We start from the raw sequence: 15,081 nt of genomic DNA on the forward strand, positions 1-15,081 counted from the left end.
CGCTCGTTCGAGCGTGGGTGCGCGAGGAGTGCTGACGGACGCCAGGGCCCGGGACGGACGTCGACCGGGTGGCGGGAATGGATGGGTCAGCGCGTACAGACAGCGCTCGCCTGCAGACAGTTGTCGACATACCGTCGACTGGTCAGCAGCGAGTTCACCCGGAGCATGTTACTCCCGCTAAGAAACGCGCTGCGCGCCGGTGAGTGATTCGTGTCCCGACTGGGGTGCAGATCACTCACGGGCGGCGCAGCGGCCTCACAGGTGCGAGGTGTCGTTGACCAGGCGAACCGAGGCGCCGCCATCGGGGTAGAACTCGGCGATGGACAGCGAGGCCAGGTCCAGGTGCAGCCGGTAGAGCAGCGATGGCCCGACGTCGAGGGCCATCTGCAGCAGGGTCTTGATCGGCGTGACGTGCGAGACCAGCAGCAGGTTCGCGCCGGGGAACTCGGCCATGAGGTCGTCGCGTGCCCGCTCGATGCGCGCCCGCACCTCGTCGAAGCTCTCGCCGCCGGGCGGCCGGACGGAGGTGTCGGAGATCCACCGCCGGTGCAGCTCGGGGTCGCGGGCGGACGCCTCCCCGAAGGTCAAGCCCTCCCAGTCGCCGAAATCCGTCTCGATCAGGCCCTCGTGGACGCGGACCGGCAGCGACAGCTCGGCGGCCACCGCCTCGGCCGTCTGCCGCGCCCGCCCCAGCGGCGACGACAGGACCGCCGTGATGCCGCCGCGTTCGCCGATCCGCTTCGCGGCCGCGCGGGCCTGCGCCAGACCGAGGTCGGTCAGCTCCGGGTTGCCGCGGCCGGAGTACCGACGCTCGACCGACAGCGCGGTCTGCCCGTGCCGCAGCAGCAGCATCCTGGTCGGCTTCCCCAACGCGCCGGTCCATCCCGGTGATACCGGGGCGGGTGCCTGCTTCTCGGTGTGCGCCTCGACCACCGCCGGGGCGGGAGCCGTCAGGTTCGTCGACTGGCCGTCCATGGCCTCGTTCGCGAGCCGGTCGGCGTGCGAGTTCTCGGCCCGCGGGATCCACGTGTAGTCCACGCGGTCGAATCCGGCGGCCACCTCGCCCGCCTGCCGGGCGAGCGGCTTCATGTCCGGGTGCTTGACCTGCCAGCGCCCGGACATCTGCTCGACGACCAGCTTCGAGTCCATCCGCACCGACACCGATCGGGCGCCGAGCTCCGTGGCGGCGGTCAGCCCGGCGATCAGCCCGCGGTACTCGGCGACGTTGTTGGTCGCGATGCCGATGGATTCGCCGCGCTCGGCCAGCACCCGGTCGTGGTCGGAGTCGAAGACGACCGCGCCGTAGCCGGCCGGTCCCGGGTTTCCGCGCGAGCCCCCGTCGGCCTCGACGAAGACGTGGCCGGTGGAGCGGCCCTCAGTCACAGACCGGATTCCTTGGTACGCACCATGATCGCGTTGCACTCGGGGCAGCGGATCAGCGTCTCGGGGTCGGCCTTGGCGATGCGGGAGATCTCGCCGCGGTCGATCTCGATCCGGCACGCGCCGCACCGGCGGGCCTGCAGCAGCGCCGCGCCCGGGCCGCCGGCGGACCGCTGACGGTCGTAGATGGCCAGCAGGTCGGCCGGGAACTCCGACTCGAGCGCGGCCCGGTCGGCCACGCACCGCTGCTCGGCCGCGTCGAGATCGGCGGCGGCGTCGTCGCGGCGACGGTTGGCGTCGATGAGGGCGTCGTCGATCTGGCTCAGCTGCGCGCCCGCGTGCTCGTAGTCGGACTGCGAGGCCTCGCGGCGCTCCATCACCTCGAGCAGTTCGTCCTCCAGGATCGACTGCCTGCGCTCGAGGCTGCCGAGCTCGTGCTCCAGCTCGGTGAGCTGCTTGGCGCCGACGGTGCCGCTCTGGAGCAGCTTCCGGTCGCGGTCCTCGCGCTGGCGGACCGCGTCCACCTCTCCCTCGAGCTTCTTGATGTCCCGGTCCAGGTCGTCGAGGCCGATCTCCACCGCGACCGCGGCATCCTTGCGCGCCACCCGGTCGGACTCGAGGCGCTGCACCTCTTCCTGCTCGGGCAGCGTCCGGCGGCGGTGCGCGATCCTGGCCAGTTCGGTATCCACCGCGGCGAGGTCGAGCAGCTTGGCCTGAATCCGGGGTTCGACGTTCACGCGGGCGAGCTCCTGCTTGTGCTGTGGGGGACGTTGGCCCCGCTACCGTACCGCCCGGCGGGGTGCGACCAGTACCGCTGCGCCGGCGATCCGATCAGCAGCCGCCCAGCGGCGGGCCGCTAGCAAGAACCAGCGGCAGGCCGCTAGCAAGAACCCAGCGTCCACGGGTCCGTGCGGACCGCGGAGACGGCGCTCGCCCACCCGGGGGTCCCGGCGAACCGGGCGTCGAGCACTCCCCTCGCCTGCGCGCACCACGGGAACTCACTGGCCCAGTGGGCGACGTCGACCAGCGCCGGACCGCCCGCGCGCAGGTGCTCGTCCGCCGGGTGATGACGCAGGTCGGCCGTGACGTAGGCGTCCACCCCGCGGGCGGCGGCGACACCGAGCAGCGAGTCACCCGATCCGCCGCACACCGCCACCGTCCGCACCGACGCCTCCGGGTCACCCGCCGCGCGCACGCCCCAGCTGGTCTCCGGCAGGGCGGCCCGCACCCGAGCGGTGAACCGACGCAACGTCTCCGGCTCGGCGAGCTCCCCGATCCGGCCGATGCCCCGCGGCGACCCGGTGTCCGCCAGCTCGAAGACGTCGAACGCCGGCTCCTCGTAGGGGTGCGCGGAGCGCAACGCGCCGAGGACCCGGCGACGCACCGATCGCCTGGCGACCACCTCGACCCGGTCCTCGGTGACCCGCTCGAGTCGGCCGGGCGCGCCGAGCGCCGGGTTCGCGGCCGCGCCCGGCAGGAACTGTCCGGTGCCGGTGACCGTCCAGCTGCAGTCGCGGTAGTCCCCGACCTCGCCCGCGCCGGCGTCGAACAGCGCCCTGCGCACGGAATCGGTGCCCGCCGTCGGCACCATCACCACCCACTTGTCGAGCGGCTCGGACGGCGCCGGGTCCAGCGGGCCCGTCACCGTCAGGCCAAGGGCCAGCGCCAGCGCGTCGGACACCCCAGGATCCGCGGAGTCGGCGTTGGTGTGCGCGGTGTACAGGGCACAGCCGGACCTGATCAGCCGATGCACCAACGCACCCTTCGGGGTGTGCGCGCCGACGGTGTCCACCCCGCGCAGCAACAGCGGGTGGTGGACGAGCAGCAGCTGCGCACCCCACGCCAGCGCCTCCTCGACCACGGACTCGGTGGCGTCGACCGCGATCATCACCCGGCCCGCCTCGTCCGCCGGGTCGCCGCACACCAGGCCGACGGAATCCCAGCTCTCGGCGAGTGCGGGCGGATAGGCCTGCTCCAACGCCTCGATCACCTCGGCCAGCCGAACGGTCATCACAGCACCTCTCTCATCGCGTCGACCAGCACCCGCGCCTGCGCCGGTTCCCTGACCGCCACCCTCAGGTGGTCGGGCCCCAGGCCGGGGAAGGTGTCACACCTGCGCACCGCGATCCCCCTGTCCCGCAAGCGCGCTCGCATCGCCTCGCCGTCGGGGACCCGCAGCAGCAGGAACGGCCCCCGCGCCGGCCCGTGCACGGCGACGCCCGCCTCGGCCAGCATCGCCACCATCGCCACGCGCTCGGCCTCGATCAGGTCCGCCTCGCGCCGCGCCCACTCGACGGCCGCCGGCTCGGTGCACGCCCGGATCGCCTCGATCTGCAGGCTGCCCAGCGGCCAGTGCGCCCGGCCGACCTGCAGTCGCGCCAACAACTCCGGCGGGCCGAGCATGTACCCGCACCGCAGCCCCGCCAACGCGAAGGTCTTGGTGAGGCTGCGCAGCACCAGCACGTCCGGCAGGGACATCGCCGCGAGCGACTCCGGCTCGCCGGGCACCGCGTCGGCGAAGGCCTCGTCCACGACCAGGATCCGGCCGGGCCTGCGCAGCGCCAGGATGTCCGCGGCGGGGTGCAGCACGGAGGTCGGGTTCGTCGGGTTGCCGATCACCACCAGGTCCGCGGTCTCGGGGACGGCGGCGGGGTCGAGTCGGTAGGCCTCGTCGAGCAGCACCTGCGTCACCTGGACGCCCGCCTGTCGCAGCGCCCACTCCGGTTCGGTGAACGAGGGGTGGATCAGCGCCGCCCGCGCGGGCGCGAGACGCGGCACCATGGCGAAGCCCTCCGCGCCGCCCGAGAGCAGCAGCACCTCGTCGCGTCTGCGACCGTGCCGCGCGGCGACCTGGTCCCGTGCGGCCTCCTCCGCCGCGACCTCCGGGTATCGGCCCAGCGTTCCCAGCGCGTCGACCAGGCGCTGGCGCAGCCAGTCGGGCGGCCCGTCGCCGCGCACGTTGACGGCGAAGTCGAGCAGTCCGGGTTCGGCGTCGATGTCGCCGTGATGCCGCAGGTCGGTCCACTGCGGGGAGCGGGTGTCCACGAGGGGAGTTTATGGCGGTCGCGTCGCTGCGCTCGACGACGGGCACGCTGCCGCGGCCCTGGTGCCCCCCAACGGGCAGGATGGAGGCGTGAGCCCCAGCGTGACACTCTTCGACCTCGACGGCACCCTCACCGATTCGGCCCCCGGCATCGTGGCCGGCTTCCGGCACGCGCTGGCCTCGGTCGGCGCGCCCGCCCCCGACGGCGACCTGCTCGGCCGGATCGTCGGGCCGCCGATGGTGGACACCCTGCGCTCGCTCGGCCTCGACGAGGAGACCACCCAGCGCGCCTTCGCCAGCTATCTCGAGCGCTACGACGAGGTCGGCTGGGCGGAGAACGCGGTGTTCGACGGCATCGGTGACCTGCTCACCGAGGCCGCGCGCGGCGGGTCCCGGCTGGCGGTCGCGACGTCCAAGTCGGAGCGGTTCGCGCGCCGGATCCTCGAGCACTTCGCGTTGGCCGAGCACTTCGAGGTGATCGCCGGGGCGTCCGACGACACCTCGCGGCGCGCGAAGGTCGACGTGATCGAGCACGCGCTCCGCGGACTCGGCATCGAACCGATCGACGCTCGGAGCGGCGGCACCCCCGACGTGGTGATGGTCGGCGACCGCGAACACGATGTGCACGGCGCCGCGCACTGGGGCATCCCGACGGTGTTCGTCGGCTGGGGCTACGGCTCAGCCGAGGAGGCCGAGGGCGCTCGCTGGTCGGTGGACACCGTCGACGAGCTCGGGAGGGTTCTCGATGCAGGCTGAGACGAGCGAAGCGACGAAGAATGTCACCGCTGACGCCCCGCTGCACATCACCTTCGTCTGCACCGGCAACATCTGCCGGTCCCCGATGGCCGAGAAGATCCTGCTCGGGCGCCTGCGCGAGGCCGGCCTCGACGCTCGGGTCCGGGTGACGAGCGCAGGCACCGGCGACTGGCACGTCGGACACGAGGCCGACGAACGCACCAACGAGGTGCTGCGGGGGCACGGCTATCCCACCGGGCACCGGGCGACACAGGTGGGCAGCGACCACCTCGGCGCCGACCTGGTGGTCGCGCTCGACACCGGGCACGACCGCGCACTGGCCCATCTCGGGGTGCCCGCCGAACGTCGGGCCCTGCTGCGCAGCTTCGACCCCGACGCGGACGGCGACTCGGTCCCGGACCCGTACTACGGCGACCGCGCGGACTTCGAGCTCGTGCGCGAGCAGATCGAGGCCGCGGTGCCGGGACTGCTGCAGTGGGTGCGCGAGCACCGCTGATCCGGACACCGGGCGACCGGGCGCGTCGGCGTGGCAAGTACCGTGGAGCCGTGCGAAGGCTGAAGTTTCTGCTGCGTCCGGGCTGGTTGGTGCTGGCCGCCGTTGTCGCCGGGTTCGCCTTCATGTGCTTCACCGTGCTCGCCCCGTGGCAGCTCGGCAAGAACACCGACACCGAGCAGCGCAACAGACTGATCGAGGAGTCGAGCAACGCCGAGCCGGTCGCCGTCGAGTCGATCCTGCCCGAGTCGGGCGCCCCGGCCACGGATCCCGCTTGGCGGCTCGCCGCCGACGACGAGTGGCGCCAGGTGAGCGTGACCGGCAGCTACCTGCCGGCCAGCGACGTCCTGATCCGGTTGCGCTCGATCGAGGATTCGCCCGCCTACGAGGTGCTGACCCCGCTGCGGTTGACCGACGGCCGCATCGTCCTGATCAACCGCGGGTACGTGCGGCCCGAGCAGGGCGCCGTACCGCCGCCGTTCGAGGCCGCGCCCACCGAACCGGTCACGGTCACCGCGCGGGCCCGCGTCTCCGAGGGCACGGTGGCGGGCAAGGACCCGATCCGGGAGAACGGCTACGAGCAGGTCTACTTCATCGACGCGGGCCAGATCGGGTCCACCCTCGGGCTCGAGCCGGTCGACGCCTACTTCCAGCTCGTCCCCGACCAGCCGGGCGGCCTGAACCCCATCCCGTTGCCCCAGCTCGACGCGGGACCGTACCTGTCGTACGGGCTGCAGTGGCTGGCGTTCGGGATCATGGCCCCGCTGGGCCTGGCCTACTTCGTGCGGGCCGAGATCCGGGAACGTCGCCGCGCGCGGGCGACGGAGCCCGCGCCGACCCCCGCTGCCCAGGCGCCTGCCGCCGAACCCGCGGGCGCCACCGACGACATCACGCTGCCCCGGCGCCGGTTCGGTCGCTCACAGCAGGCCGAGCCCGCGGCGTTGACGGCGACGGAGGCGAAGCTCGCCGATCGCTACGGCAAGCGCCGCTGACCCGAGCGCGGCACCGATCTGCACCGCGGACGAGAGCCGCACGACCCTGCGCAGGTCCGCGCTTGCGGGCGGCGGACCGTCGCCGAGCGTCGGCCTTTCCTCGACGCCGTGCGGGTATTCGGTGCGGCCGCCGAGCCGCACCCCGAGCGCGCCTGCCATCGACGCCTCGGCGACGCCCGCGTTCGGGCTCGGGTGCGCCGCCGCGTCCCGCCGCCACGCCGACGCCGCGGCGGCGGGCGATCCGCCGACCACCGGCGCGGTGAGCACGGCCAACAGTCCGGTCGCGCGGGCCGGCACCAGGTTCACCAGGTCATCCAGCCGCGCCGCCGCCCAACCGAACCGCAGGTACCTCTCCGAGCGGTAGCCGATCATCGCGTCGAGGGTGTTGATCGCCCGGTAGCCGAGCGCGCCCGGCGCCCCCGCGACCGCAGCCCAGACGAGCGGGCCGACGGTGGCGTCGGAGGTGTTCTCGGCGACCGATTCGACCGTGGCCCTGGTCACCCCCGCCGCGTCGAGCGACTGCGGGTCGCGGCCGCACAGCGACGGGATGAGCGCGCGGGCGGCGTCGAGGTCGCCGCCCTCGACCCGGGCGGCCATGTCCGCGCCGACCCGGGTCAGGGAGGTGCCGCCCAGCGCGATCCAGGTCGCGACCGCGGTGACCGCGGTCTCCCCCGCCCAGCCGAGTCCGCGCCCGAATCGCGCCACGGCCACGGCCCCGCCCGCGACCGCACCGACCAGGACGACGGTGTGTGCGGCGCCCGCCGCGCGGTGATCGGAGTAGGTGCGCTGTTCCAGGAGCGCCGCGGCCCGGCCGAAGCCGGCCACCGGATGCCAGCGCGCCGGGTCGGACACGGCCCGGTCCGCCGCGTACCCGAGCAGGATCCCGGCCGCCCTCGCCGCTGCGCGACCGCTGTAGTTCACGCCGGTATTTCTATCAACCGACACCGGGTCCGACCGCCATCGGGCCGGGCGGCCGATCCGGGGTCGGTCTCGCCGGTCGCGTCATACTCGGGGATGACGCGGCGGCCAGGCAAGATCCGGCGGCGGTCCGACGACGCGGGCGCGGCCATCCGCGACGGTGGAAGCATGAGCATTCCGACCCCGCCACCCGTCCTGTCCGTGCACGCCCTCGGCAAGTCCTACGGCGAGACACCCGTGCTCCGCGACGTCAGCCTGGAGATCCATGCGGGCACCGCGACCGCGATCATGGGCCCGTCGGGGTCGGGCAAGTCGACCCTGCTGCACTGCATGTCGGGCATCGTCAAGCCCGACTCCGGCGCGGTGCTGCTCGCCGGGCAACACATCCAGAACCTCGGCGAAAACGACCGCAGCCGGCTCCGGCGCGAGGCATTCGGATTCGTCTTCCAATCCGGGCAGCTGCTCCCGGAACTGCCCGCGATCGAGAACGTCGCGCTGCCGCTGATCCTGAACGGCGCGTCGATCCGCGACGCCAAGGCCACCGCGGCCACCTTCTTCGCGCCGCTCGGGCTGGACGGCCTACAGGACCGCAGGCCCGGCCAGATGTCGGGCGGGCAGGCGCAGCGGGTGGCGATCGCCCGCGCCCTGGCGACCAGGCCCGCGGTCCTGTTCGCGGACGAGCCCACCGGCGCGCTGGACGCGCAGACCAGTTGGGAGGTGATGCGGTTGCTGCGTGAGTCGGCGCGGCAGATCGGGTCCGCCCTCGTGGTGGTCACCCACGACCTCGAGGTGGCGCGCTGGTGCGATCGCACGCTCGTGATGCAGGCCGGTTCCCTCGTCGCGCAGCAGGTGGCGGCGTGAGCGCCATCGCCCGGGTCGCCCTGCTGACGGTGCGGGGCGAGGGCCGAAAGGCGATGAGCACCTTCGCCCTTCCGGTCACCGCCTTCGCCGCCTCCACCGCGCTGCTGCTCACGGTGCTCGGCGGGTACGGCGCCTTCGACGGTCGCGCCGACGAGCCGGAGGCGCAGACGTACCTGGCCCTCGCGGGGGTGGCCTCGGTGCTCATGGTGGTGCCCGCCGTGACCCTCGGCCTGGCCGCCGCACGGCTCGGTGCGCGGCGCCGGGACGAGCGGCTCGCCGCGCTGCGGCTGATCGGCGCCACCCCGCGCCAGATCGTCGCCCTGTGCTCGGCCGAATCGGGTGCGCAGGGCCTGGCGGGTGCGCTGATCGGCGCGGTGGGCTACCTGGCGGCGCTGCCGCTGGTCGCGCGGCTGCGGTTCCAGGGCCGCACCTTCGAGCTCGCCGAGCTGTGGGTCGGTGTCCTCCCCCTGCTGGGGATCGTGCTCGGGATGACCGCCCTTGCCGCGCTCACCTCGATGCTCGGCATGCGGCAGGTCTTCGTCAGCCCGCTCGGCGTCGCGCAGGGCAATCCCCGGCCCGCGCCCAAGGCACTCATCGCGGCGCTCGCCGTCGCGGTGCTGATCGGGTGGACCGCCGTCGGCGGCGCCATGCCCGGCGTCGCGGCGATCCTGGTCGGGCTCGCGGTCTGCTTCGGCGTCGTCGCGCTGATCGGCCCCTTCGTCATCTCGATCCTCGGCCGGGTCATGCTCGCCCGGTCGAGGGACGCCGCCTCGCTGATCGCCGCACGCCGGGTGCTCGACAACCCGAAATCCGTGTGGCGCACCGTCAGCGGTGTCACGATGGCCAGCTTCGTCGCGGCAGGCACCTCGCTGCTCGCCGCGATCGGCAACGGCGAGGGCCAGGAACTCCAGCCTGGTCAGGAGTTCATCTTCGCCGACTTGCGGACCGGCGTGCTGTTCACCCTCGGCGCGACCTTCGCGCTCGCCGCGATCTCCTCGGCGCTCACCCAGGTCTCCACGATCCTGGACCACCGGCAGGTCTACCGCAGCCTCGCCCTGGCCGGCACCCCCGTCGAGGTGATGGATCGGGCCCGGATCCGGCAGGTCCGCACCCCGGTGGTCGTGATGGCGCTCGCGGGCGCGGGCGGCGCGCTCCTGTTCCTGTTCCCGCTCGCCGGCGCCGCCGTCCTCACCACGCCGATGGCGTTGGTCCAGCTCGGGGTCACACTGGCGGCGGGCATCGCGCTGGTGCTGGCCAGCGCGCTCGTGGCGCGACCGGTGATGCGCCGGGTGCTCGCCGATTAGGCTCGGACCGATGAACGCCCCTGCGCCCCGGCGGAAATGGATCCTCGCCCTCGGCGTGGGGGCCTGCGTCGCGGTGGGTGTGGCGCTGGTGGCGGCGAACCGGTGGACGACCACCGAGCCCGCGGCGCGGGTCGACCCACGCGAGATGACCGTCGAGTACGTGTACGACGGCGACACCGTGCGGGCGCGCGACGACGACGGTGAGCTGACGGTTCGGGTGCTGGGCATCGACACCCCGGAGACGGTGAAGGCCGGGTACACGGTGGGCTGCTGGGGGCCGGAGTCCACCGTCTACGCCCGCGCCACGCTCGACGGCGTCGCGGTGCAGGTCTCGATCGATCCCCTTGCGGACGCCGTCGACGACTACGGCCGCACCCTCGCCTACCTGACGCTGCCCGACGGTTCCGACTACGGCATCGGCGCGGTCCGGGCAGGCATGGCCAAGGCCTACGCGTACGGCCGCGAGCCGGCGCGACTGACCGAGGACATCGCGCGGGCCGAGGACGAGGCGCGATTCGAGGGCACGGGCCTGTGGGGGCCACCCTGTCGCGGGGTCACCGATTCGGTTTCGCTGGAAGGCAATTGACCGGTACGGTCAGCCGCTGCGACGGATCCGGGCGAGGGCGCCCGCCGCGATGACCAGCCACAGCAGTCCGAGCGCGACTGTCCATCCGATGCTCTCCAGTCGGGCCGCCGCCAGCCCGAGCCCGAAGGCCAGCACCGCGAGCCCGACCAGCGTCAGCACCGCTCCCATCTTCATCGGTCAAGCGTACGTCGGCGGACAGTCACGAGCCGGGGAATGTCGGTGGCGTCCGTCCCGTCTGGTAGTCATGGCGGGCACACATCCCAAAAGGAGTATCCCCACCCATGACGAACCCCGGCGGACCCCCTCCCGGCTGGTATCCCGATCCCGAGCCGAGCGGAGCCACGGAATTCCAGCGCTACTGGAATGGCGACGAATGGACCCTGACAACGCGCCCCGTGCCGCCGGATTCGACCGCCACCACCCTCCTGCCGGTGATCCCGGCCGAGCCGGAGCCCGAGCCGGAGCCCGCGCCGAAGAAGAAGTCGAAAACCGTCCCGCTCCTCGTGGCAGGCGCCGCGGCGGTCGGGGTGCTCGCCGTCGCCGGCGCTGTCATGGGCTCGTCGACGAGCGAACCCGCCTCGTCCCAGACGACCTCGAGGATCGTCCCCACGCCGACGGCCGCACGCCCGTCGACGTTCGCGTCCACGCCGGCGAAGCCCGCGCCGCTGCTCGAGCTGCCGGCACCGACGACGCACGACCTCCCGGCCCCCGTCACCGCACCGGCACCCGCCTACGTTCCGTCACCGCCGTCGGAGCGGGTTCCCGCGCCGCCGACCGCGATCACGAAGCCGCAGCCGCTCGTGGAGGTGCCCTCACCGTCGGGCAAGTTCTCATCGTGCGAGGACGCGATCGCGGCGGGAGCGGCACCTCTGTACAAGGGCGACCCCGGCTACAGCCCCAAGCTGGACCGGGACAAGGACGGCATCGCCTGCGACAAGTAGGGCGCGCGAAACACGAAGCCGCGCGGGGGAATCCGGCTACGCGGGGAGGTCCCGCACCCGCCGCGCCGGGTTCCCGGCGTACAGCCCGTTCGGCTCGCAGTCCTTGGTCACCACCGCGCCCGCGCCGATCATGCATCCGGGCCCGATGGTGACCCCCGGCAGGACCGTGGCCCTCGCACCGATCCAGCAGCCGTCCCCGACGGCGATCGGCAGGTCGTAGACGCGACCACCGCGCCCGTCCGCGGGACCCATCTCGTGGGTACTGGTGATGAAGGCGACCTGGTGCCCGACCGCGACCTGTCTGCCCAGTGTGATCGGCGCGGTGCCGTCGAAGAACACTCCCCGGTTCACGAATGTGCCCAGGCCCATCCGGATGTCCTTGCCGCCGAAGTGACATCCCGCGTAGATCCCGGCTCCCCACACCTTGGCGCCCCCGGCGAGCAGCAGCAGGATGCGCAGCCACACCGGGACGAGCCGCCAGGACTGGACGATGTTGATCAGGCGCACACCGGTGACCCTAGTCCGTGCGATCGGGCGGCCGGTTGCCCCGACGGGCGCGCGATGCGCGTTCGCACGCGACATTTCCCACGCCGGGCACAAATTGTGCGAGTGTCCGCGGCACAGAAGTGGGTCCAACGCGTCAACGTGGTGGCAGGATTCACGAGTCAGATCCGTCGGGAATGGAGATGCGTTGTGGCCGCAATGAAGGTGAAGACCGCGAGGAAGCGATTGAAGAAGTTGATCAGGAAGGTGAACGACGACTCCGCGGCGATCGAAATCGTCGGCAAGCACGGGCAGAAGGCCGTCCTGATCTCGGTGTCGCAGTACAAGGCCCTCAGCGAGACCTCCTACCTGCTTCGTTCACCGGACTTGCTCGAAAGCCTCCGCCGGGCGGGTGCCCGCGAACAACTCCTCGACGGCATCTTCGACACGGCGCACGAACGCACCGATCAGATCGCCTGACCTGTCGGCGACCCCCGTTGGCCGCCGACGGTGGACAGGCTGCGTTCGCGCGCGATGAGGAAGAGCGGGAACATCACGCTGATCGCAACGGCGAGTACGCGATGTTGTTCCACCACGTCGCGATCAGCGCGACGAAGGCGATCACGCCGTAGACGACGCAGAGATTCCTGTGGGCTGGGTCGTCCACGGTGGTCCCGACCGCCACCCGTCGAGGGCGTCATCGGAGACCGAACAACCGAGAGTGGGCGCGGAGGGTTTCAAACCCTCGACCGCTGGCGTGTAAAACCAATGTGACCCCTGTTGTAAATCTGCGAGTCTCTGACCTGCGCAATTTCACAACAGGGGTCGTTCCACCACTCATTGTCACGGGTGATGTGACAACTACGTGACAAGAACACCATTCCACTAGTGGCGCGAGACATTCATGAGGAACGCAGCCACCTCTGGCGGCCCGCAGCTGACTCGGCGCTATTAATCGTTTGAATCAGGTGCATTGCCTGACGCATCGGATTTGATTGAAATTCTCGCTAGCAGTGCTCGATTACTCATCTGCCCACAATATCTTGCAGATCAATCGAATTGTCAATATCCAACTTCAGCGCTATCGGCGTCCAGACTCTGTCGGAGGCCGACGGTAGAATCAGGCGACCTATTTGCGAACGAAGGAGAACCTGCGTTGGGAAAGAAGCCAGGCAGGAAGAACCAGAACCGCCCTGCTCGCCCGGCCCGACCCCCGAAGCGACAGCGTGCCACCCTTCCAGAGCTTCACCCCGACGTGGCTCAGGCGCCGCAGCGAAAGGGCACGGTCCGTGTCCGTGCCATCGCTCACGAGGATTCGGTCCTGCCTGTGCCGCTCAAGTTCCCGCCGCCGTTGGCTGAGCTCGCCACCAACAAGCAAGCCTTCGACTACAACTGGCAGCTCATGACCTATGCCTTCGAGCTGGAAGATCCGCTGGACATTCCGCCGCTGCCGTCTCCACTTGATCCGGCCGAACAGCGCAAGCTCGCGCGATTCATCGAGGTCTCCGAGAAGGTCGCGCAGTACAGCGTTGTCAGCTCGAAAGGCGGATTGAAGGTCGACTTCAGCAACGGCGACATGTCAGTCGAATCGGTGACCGCCGATGATGAGGCTCTGGTCGGCTTCTCAGTTCGCTTCCGTCAGCTGCACGACAGCGACAGCGGCGATCCGTGCTTCGGGGTGGTCCAGGGCATTCTCATGAAGGCTGCAAAGAACGCAACCGACGAGCGTGCCGCCGAGCGCATGGAGATCCTGACCAAGTGGAGTAGGGCGCGGGGGCAGCTGCTCAACCATCCATTGAAGAACATCGTCGCGACAAAGGTGCTCACGGCAGGTAACTGCCCCAACCCGTCCGAGTTCGCCAACTACCGCGACGTCGATCCACAGAAGATCATCTCGCTCTTCAACTACGGCGAGAAGATCCACCACGGGAAGCACGCAGACGAGTTCGGTGAACTCGAGAAGGATCAGTTCAAGCACGACTACGCCGAGCACGAGTTCATCACCAGCATGCTCGGGCTGGTCCACCTCTACTTTGGCTACTCCCTGCTAATACGAGCCGCAGCTGGATTCGCGTGCGTTCGCGAGGGGCAGTCGGCCTAGTACCCGTCGATCACCCCGCATCGGCACCGAGGATGAGGTTTGCGGTCGGGTCCATCGCCTCGATCAGTGCGGTGGTGACGATCGCCTTCATCGGGTGCTCTGGAAGTCAGAGTAAGCGAGATCGAACTGATCCTTGATCTTGCTGTTAGCTTCTCGATGAGTTTCTCGTCGTTGAGCATGTCTTGATCATTGTGCTAGGTTCCTGCGGCCCTTAGGGCGCCGGCCGGATTGCCCGACTGGCCAGGTTTGAACTGGGTCCGCTCGCCCTGCGACGGATCAAGGTGAACAGGTACGCCTGTTATCCGCGGCTGGTCGGCTGATTCATTCTGATATGCCAAATAATGCCAGTTACAAGATAATTGCCGTTCTGAGCTATCTCTTCAAGGACTATTCCAAGTTGGCCATGTGAGCGATATGATTCACCAATGCCTGGTCTATCACGGCCCATAAACCACCGGAGGCACCGCAGGCAAGCTCACGCGGTCGATCGACGCATGAAGTCGCTCAGATTGAGACAGCCGCAGCCCAAGCCCCGAAGTTGGTGGCAGCGAGGCCCGTTCACGCCGAGACGTCCGGCCTCGAGCAAACCGGTTCCCGACGCCGTTCGCGCAGCATGGGTGTCAGCCGTGGTTGCGATCGCCACGGCAGTAGTTGCTATTACAGCCACGATTTCCACCGGCTTGTTCACCTACAACATTGGGAAGGAGCAGATCCAGGGCACCAACGAAAGGTCGGACCGAGAGTTCCTCAGAAGCCAGCGACAAACCGCATACTCTGCGTATATGAAGGCCGAACGCGACGCTCATAGAAAACTCTACCCAATCTCAGACCTGTTCGACCCAAACGCTGATATTACACCTAGTTTCGACCAAACAGCGGGCGTGGCCGACGAGTTCCTGGCTGCAATGAAATCACTCGCGGATAAGTCGTTGGAACTCCAGTTGATCGCATCGAGGCCAGTGATTGAAGCAAATATGGCCGTTGCGGCCGAATGGGACTCAATTCGCACGGCGATCATAGATGGGATGGACCGACTACAGGCTGGACAATACGATGGCGACACACAGAGCGATGCATTCGTAACCCAAGAGGAGATTGAAAGATTAGCGTGGGCAGGGTTCAATTTTGCAGCAGCAGCCAGAGTTGACCTTGGAGTACCTACAGGTTGACACGCTCTCTATTACCGCCAGCGGATAGTCGCCCTGCCAGTGAAGAAAATCGCT

The 15,081-nt window shown here is 70.0% G+C and carries 18 protein-coding genes; 10 read left to right on the forward strand and 8 right to left on the reverse strand.

Translation table 11 applies throughout. From position 1 onward, the window contains the following. Window positions 1–255: 255 nt before the first annotated feature. The 4 genes from ACFQS9_RS22305 to cobC all read right to left on the reverse strand — a co-directional run bounded on the left by ACFQS9_RS22305 (window position 256) and on the right by cobC (window position 4,425). On the reverse strand, window positions 256–1,383 hold the full coding sequence (locus ACFQS9_RS22305) for a bifunctional RNase H/acid phosphatase (RefSeq protein ID WP_378408729.1): 1,128 nt from the start codon (window positions 1,381–1,383) through the stop codon (window positions 256–258). Then, window positions 1,380–2,117, reverse strand: coding sequence for a zinc ribbon domain-containing protein (locus ACFQS9_RS22310; protein ID WP_378408731.1), 738 nt, complete (start codon window positions 2,115–2,117; stop codon window positions 1,380–1,382). Before ACFQS9_RS22310 ends, ACFQS9_RS22305 begins: the two co-directional genes overlap by 4 nt. A gap of 143 nt (window positions 2,118–2,260) precedes the next feature. Continuing rightward, window positions 2,261–3,394, reverse strand: coding sequence for a Nif3-like dinuclear metal center hexameric protein (locus ACFQS9_RS22315; protein ID WP_378408733.1), 1,134 nt, complete (start codon window positions 3,392–3,394; stop codon window positions 2,261–2,263). Beyond that, window positions 3,391–4,425: an Rv2231c family pyridoxal phosphate-dependent protein CobC gene (gene cobC, locus ACFQS9_RS22320; protein WP_378408735.1), complete on the reverse strand. Its 1,035-nt coding sequence runs from the start codon at window positions 4,423–4,425 to the stop codon at window positions 3,391–3,393. Before cobC ends, ACFQS9_RS22315 begins: the two co-directional genes overlap by 4 nt. Before the next feature lie 88 nt (window positions 4,426–4,513). Between cobC and ACFQS9_RS22325 the strand changes: the two genes are divergently transcribed. From ACFQS9_RS22325 to ACFQS9_RS22335, 3 genes are read left to right on the forward strand one after another with little or no spacing between them, the layout of a single operon-like run. Continuing rightward, a complete protein-coding gene (locus ACFQS9_RS22325) occupies window positions 4,514–5,179 on the forward strand; it encodes an HAD hydrolase-like protein (protein WP_378408737.1) in 666 nt (221 codons plus the stop codon). Continuing rightward, window positions 5,169–5,675, forward strand: a complete 507-nt coding sequence (locus ACFQS9_RS22330) for a low molecular weight protein-tyrosine-phosphatase (protein WP_378408739.1) — start codon at window positions 5,169–5,171, stop codon at window positions 5,673–5,675. Before ACFQS9_RS22325 ends, ACFQS9_RS22330 begins: the two co-directional genes overlap by 11 nt. Window positions 5,676–5,725: 50 nt before the next feature. Then, window positions 5,726–6,664: an SURF1 family cytochrome oxidase biogenesis protein gene (locus ACFQS9_RS22335; RefSeq protein WP_378408741.1), complete on the forward strand. Its 939-nt coding sequence runs from the start codon at window positions 5,726–5,728 to the stop codon at window positions 6,662–6,664. Here the strand turns inward: ACFQS9_RS22335 and ACFQS9_RS22340 are convergent. Then, window positions 6,590–7,585: a cobalamin biosynthesis protein gene (locus tag ACFQS9_RS22340; protein ID WP_378408743.1), complete on the reverse strand. Its 996-nt coding sequence runs from the start codon at window positions 7,583–7,585 to the stop codon at window positions 6,590–6,592. The two genes, ACFQS9_RS22335 and ACFQS9_RS22340, sit on opposite strands and share 75 nt — an antisense overlap. Window positions 7,586–7,750: 165 nt before the next feature. Here ACFQS9_RS22340 and ACFQS9_RS22345 point away from each other — a divergent pair, with 165 nt between their 5' ends. Genes ACFQS9_RS22345 through ACFQS9_RS22355 form a run of 3 tightly spaced genes read left to right on the forward strand, consistent with a single transcriptional unit; the run spans window position 7,751 to window position 10,333 of the window. After that, window positions 7,751–8,443, forward strand: coding sequence for an ABC transporter ATP-binding protein (locus tag ACFQS9_RS22345; protein WP_378408745.1), 693 nt, complete (start codon window positions 7,751–7,753; stop codon window positions 8,441–8,443). Beyond that, window positions 8,440–9,747, forward strand: a complete 1,308-nt coding sequence (locus ACFQS9_RS22350) for an FtsX-like permease family protein (protein ID WP_378408746.1) — start codon at window positions 8,440–8,442, stop codon at window positions 9,745–9,747. The genes ACFQS9_RS22345 and ACFQS9_RS22350 overlap by 4 nt, the downstream gene beginning before the upstream one ends. Window positions 9,748–9,757: 10 nt before the next feature. Next, window positions 9,758–10,333, forward strand: coding sequence for a thermonuclease family protein (locus ACFQS9_RS22355; protein WP_378408748.1), 576 nt, complete (start codon window positions 9,758–9,760; stop codon window positions 10,331–10,333). 9 nt (window positions 10,334–10,342) lie between these two features. Here ACFQS9_RS22355 and ACFQS9_RS22360 read toward each other — a convergent pair whose 3' ends face one another. Further along, window positions 10,343–10,507 carry a hypothetical protein gene (locus ACFQS9_RS22360; protein WP_378408750.1) on the reverse strand — a complete coding sequence of 55 codons (165 nt, stop codon included), beginning with the start codon at window positions 10,505–10,507 and terminating at the stop codon, window positions 10,343–10,345. A gap of 107 nt (window positions 10,508–10,614) precedes the next feature. Here ACFQS9_RS22360 and ACFQS9_RS22365 point away from each other — a divergent pair, with 107 nt between their 5' ends. After that, entirely contained in the window at window positions 10,615–11,274 is a 660-nt protein-coding gene (locus ACFQS9_RS22365; RefSeq protein ID WP_378408752.1) for an excalibur calcium-binding domain-containing protein, read from the forward strand. Between the two features lie 36 nt (window positions 11,275–11,310). Here ACFQS9_RS22365 and ACFQS9_RS22370 read toward each other — a convergent pair whose 3' ends face one another. After that, window positions 11,311–11,781: an acyltransferase gene (locus ACFQS9_RS22370; RefSeq protein WP_378408754.1), complete on the reverse strand. Its 471-nt coding sequence runs from the start codon at window positions 11,779–11,781 to the stop codon at window positions 11,311–11,313. A 195-nt stretch (window positions 11,782–11,976) separates the two neighbouring features. On the opposite strand from ACFQS9_RS22370, the gene ACFQS9_RS22375 reads away from it, so the two are divergent. Further along, the gene (locus tag ACFQS9_RS22375) at window positions 11,977–12,237 is read left to right on the forward strand and encodes a type II toxin-antitoxin system Phd/YefM family antitoxin (RefSeq protein WP_378409051.1); all 261 of its coding nucleotides are present in this window, start codon (window positions 11,977–11,979) and stop codon (window positions 12,235–12,237) included. A 73-nt stretch (window positions 12,238–12,310) separates the two neighbouring features. Here ACFQS9_RS22375 and ACFQS9_RS22380 read toward each other — a convergent pair whose 3' ends face one another. Next, window positions 12,311–12,442: a hypothetical protein gene (locus ACFQS9_RS22380; protein ID WP_378408756.1), complete on the reverse strand. Its 132-nt coding sequence runs from the start codon at window positions 12,440–12,442 to the stop codon at window positions 12,311–12,313. Window positions 12,443–12,913: 471 nt separating this feature from the next. On the opposite strand from ACFQS9_RS22380, the gene ACFQS9_RS22385 reads away from it, so the two are divergent. Both ACFQS9_RS22385 and ACFQS9_RS22390 read left to right on the forward strand, forming a co-directional pair. Next, window positions 12,914–13,858 carry a hypothetical protein gene (locus ACFQS9_RS22385; RefSeq protein ID WP_378408758.1) on the forward strand — a complete coding sequence of 315 codons (945 nt, stop codon included), beginning with the start codon at window positions 12,914–12,916 and terminating at the stop codon, window positions 13,856–13,858. Between the two features lie 626 nt (window positions 13,859–14,484). After that, window positions 14,485–15,027, forward strand: a complete 543-nt coding sequence (locus ACFQS9_RS22390) for a hypothetical protein (protein ID WP_378408760.1) — start codon at window positions 14,485–14,487, stop codon at window positions 15,025–15,027. The last annotated feature ends 54 nt before the right edge of the window (window positions 15,028–15,081 follow it).

Origin of the sequence: Rhodococcus daqingensis, from assembly GCF_042665615.1 — a bacterium.
In the GTDB taxonomy this organism is placed as follows: Bacteria; Actinomycetota; Actinomycetes; order Mycobacteriales; family Mycobacteriaceae; genus Rhodococcus_G; species Rhodococcus_G daqingensis.

Coding starts and splice junctions, on each gene's coding strand:
- ACFQS9_RS22330 (WP_378408739.1), top strand. CDS start 5,169: ATGCAGGCTGAGACGAGCGAAGCGACGAAGAATGTCACCGCTGACGCC.
- ACFQS9_RS22345 (WP_378408745.1), top strand. CDS start 7,751: ATGAGCATTCCGACCCCGCCACCCGTCCTGTCCGTGCACGCCCTCGGC.
- ACFQS9_RS22355 (WP_378408748.1), top strand. CDS start 9,758: ATGAACGCCCCTGCGCCCCGGCGGAAATGGATCCTCGCCCTCGGCGTG.
- ACFQS9_RS22360 (WP_378408750.1), bottom strand. CDS start 10,507: ATGAAGATGGGAGCGGTGCTGACGCTGGTCGGGCTCGCGGTGCTGGCC.
- ACFQS9_RS22365 (WP_378408752.1), top strand. CDS start 10,615: ATGACGAACCCCGGCGGACCCCCTCCCGGCTGGTATCCCGATCCCGAG.
- ACFQS9_RS22375 (WP_378409051.1), top strand. CDS start 11,977: ATGAAGGTGAAGACCGCGAGGAAGCGATTGAAGAAGTTGATCAGGAAG.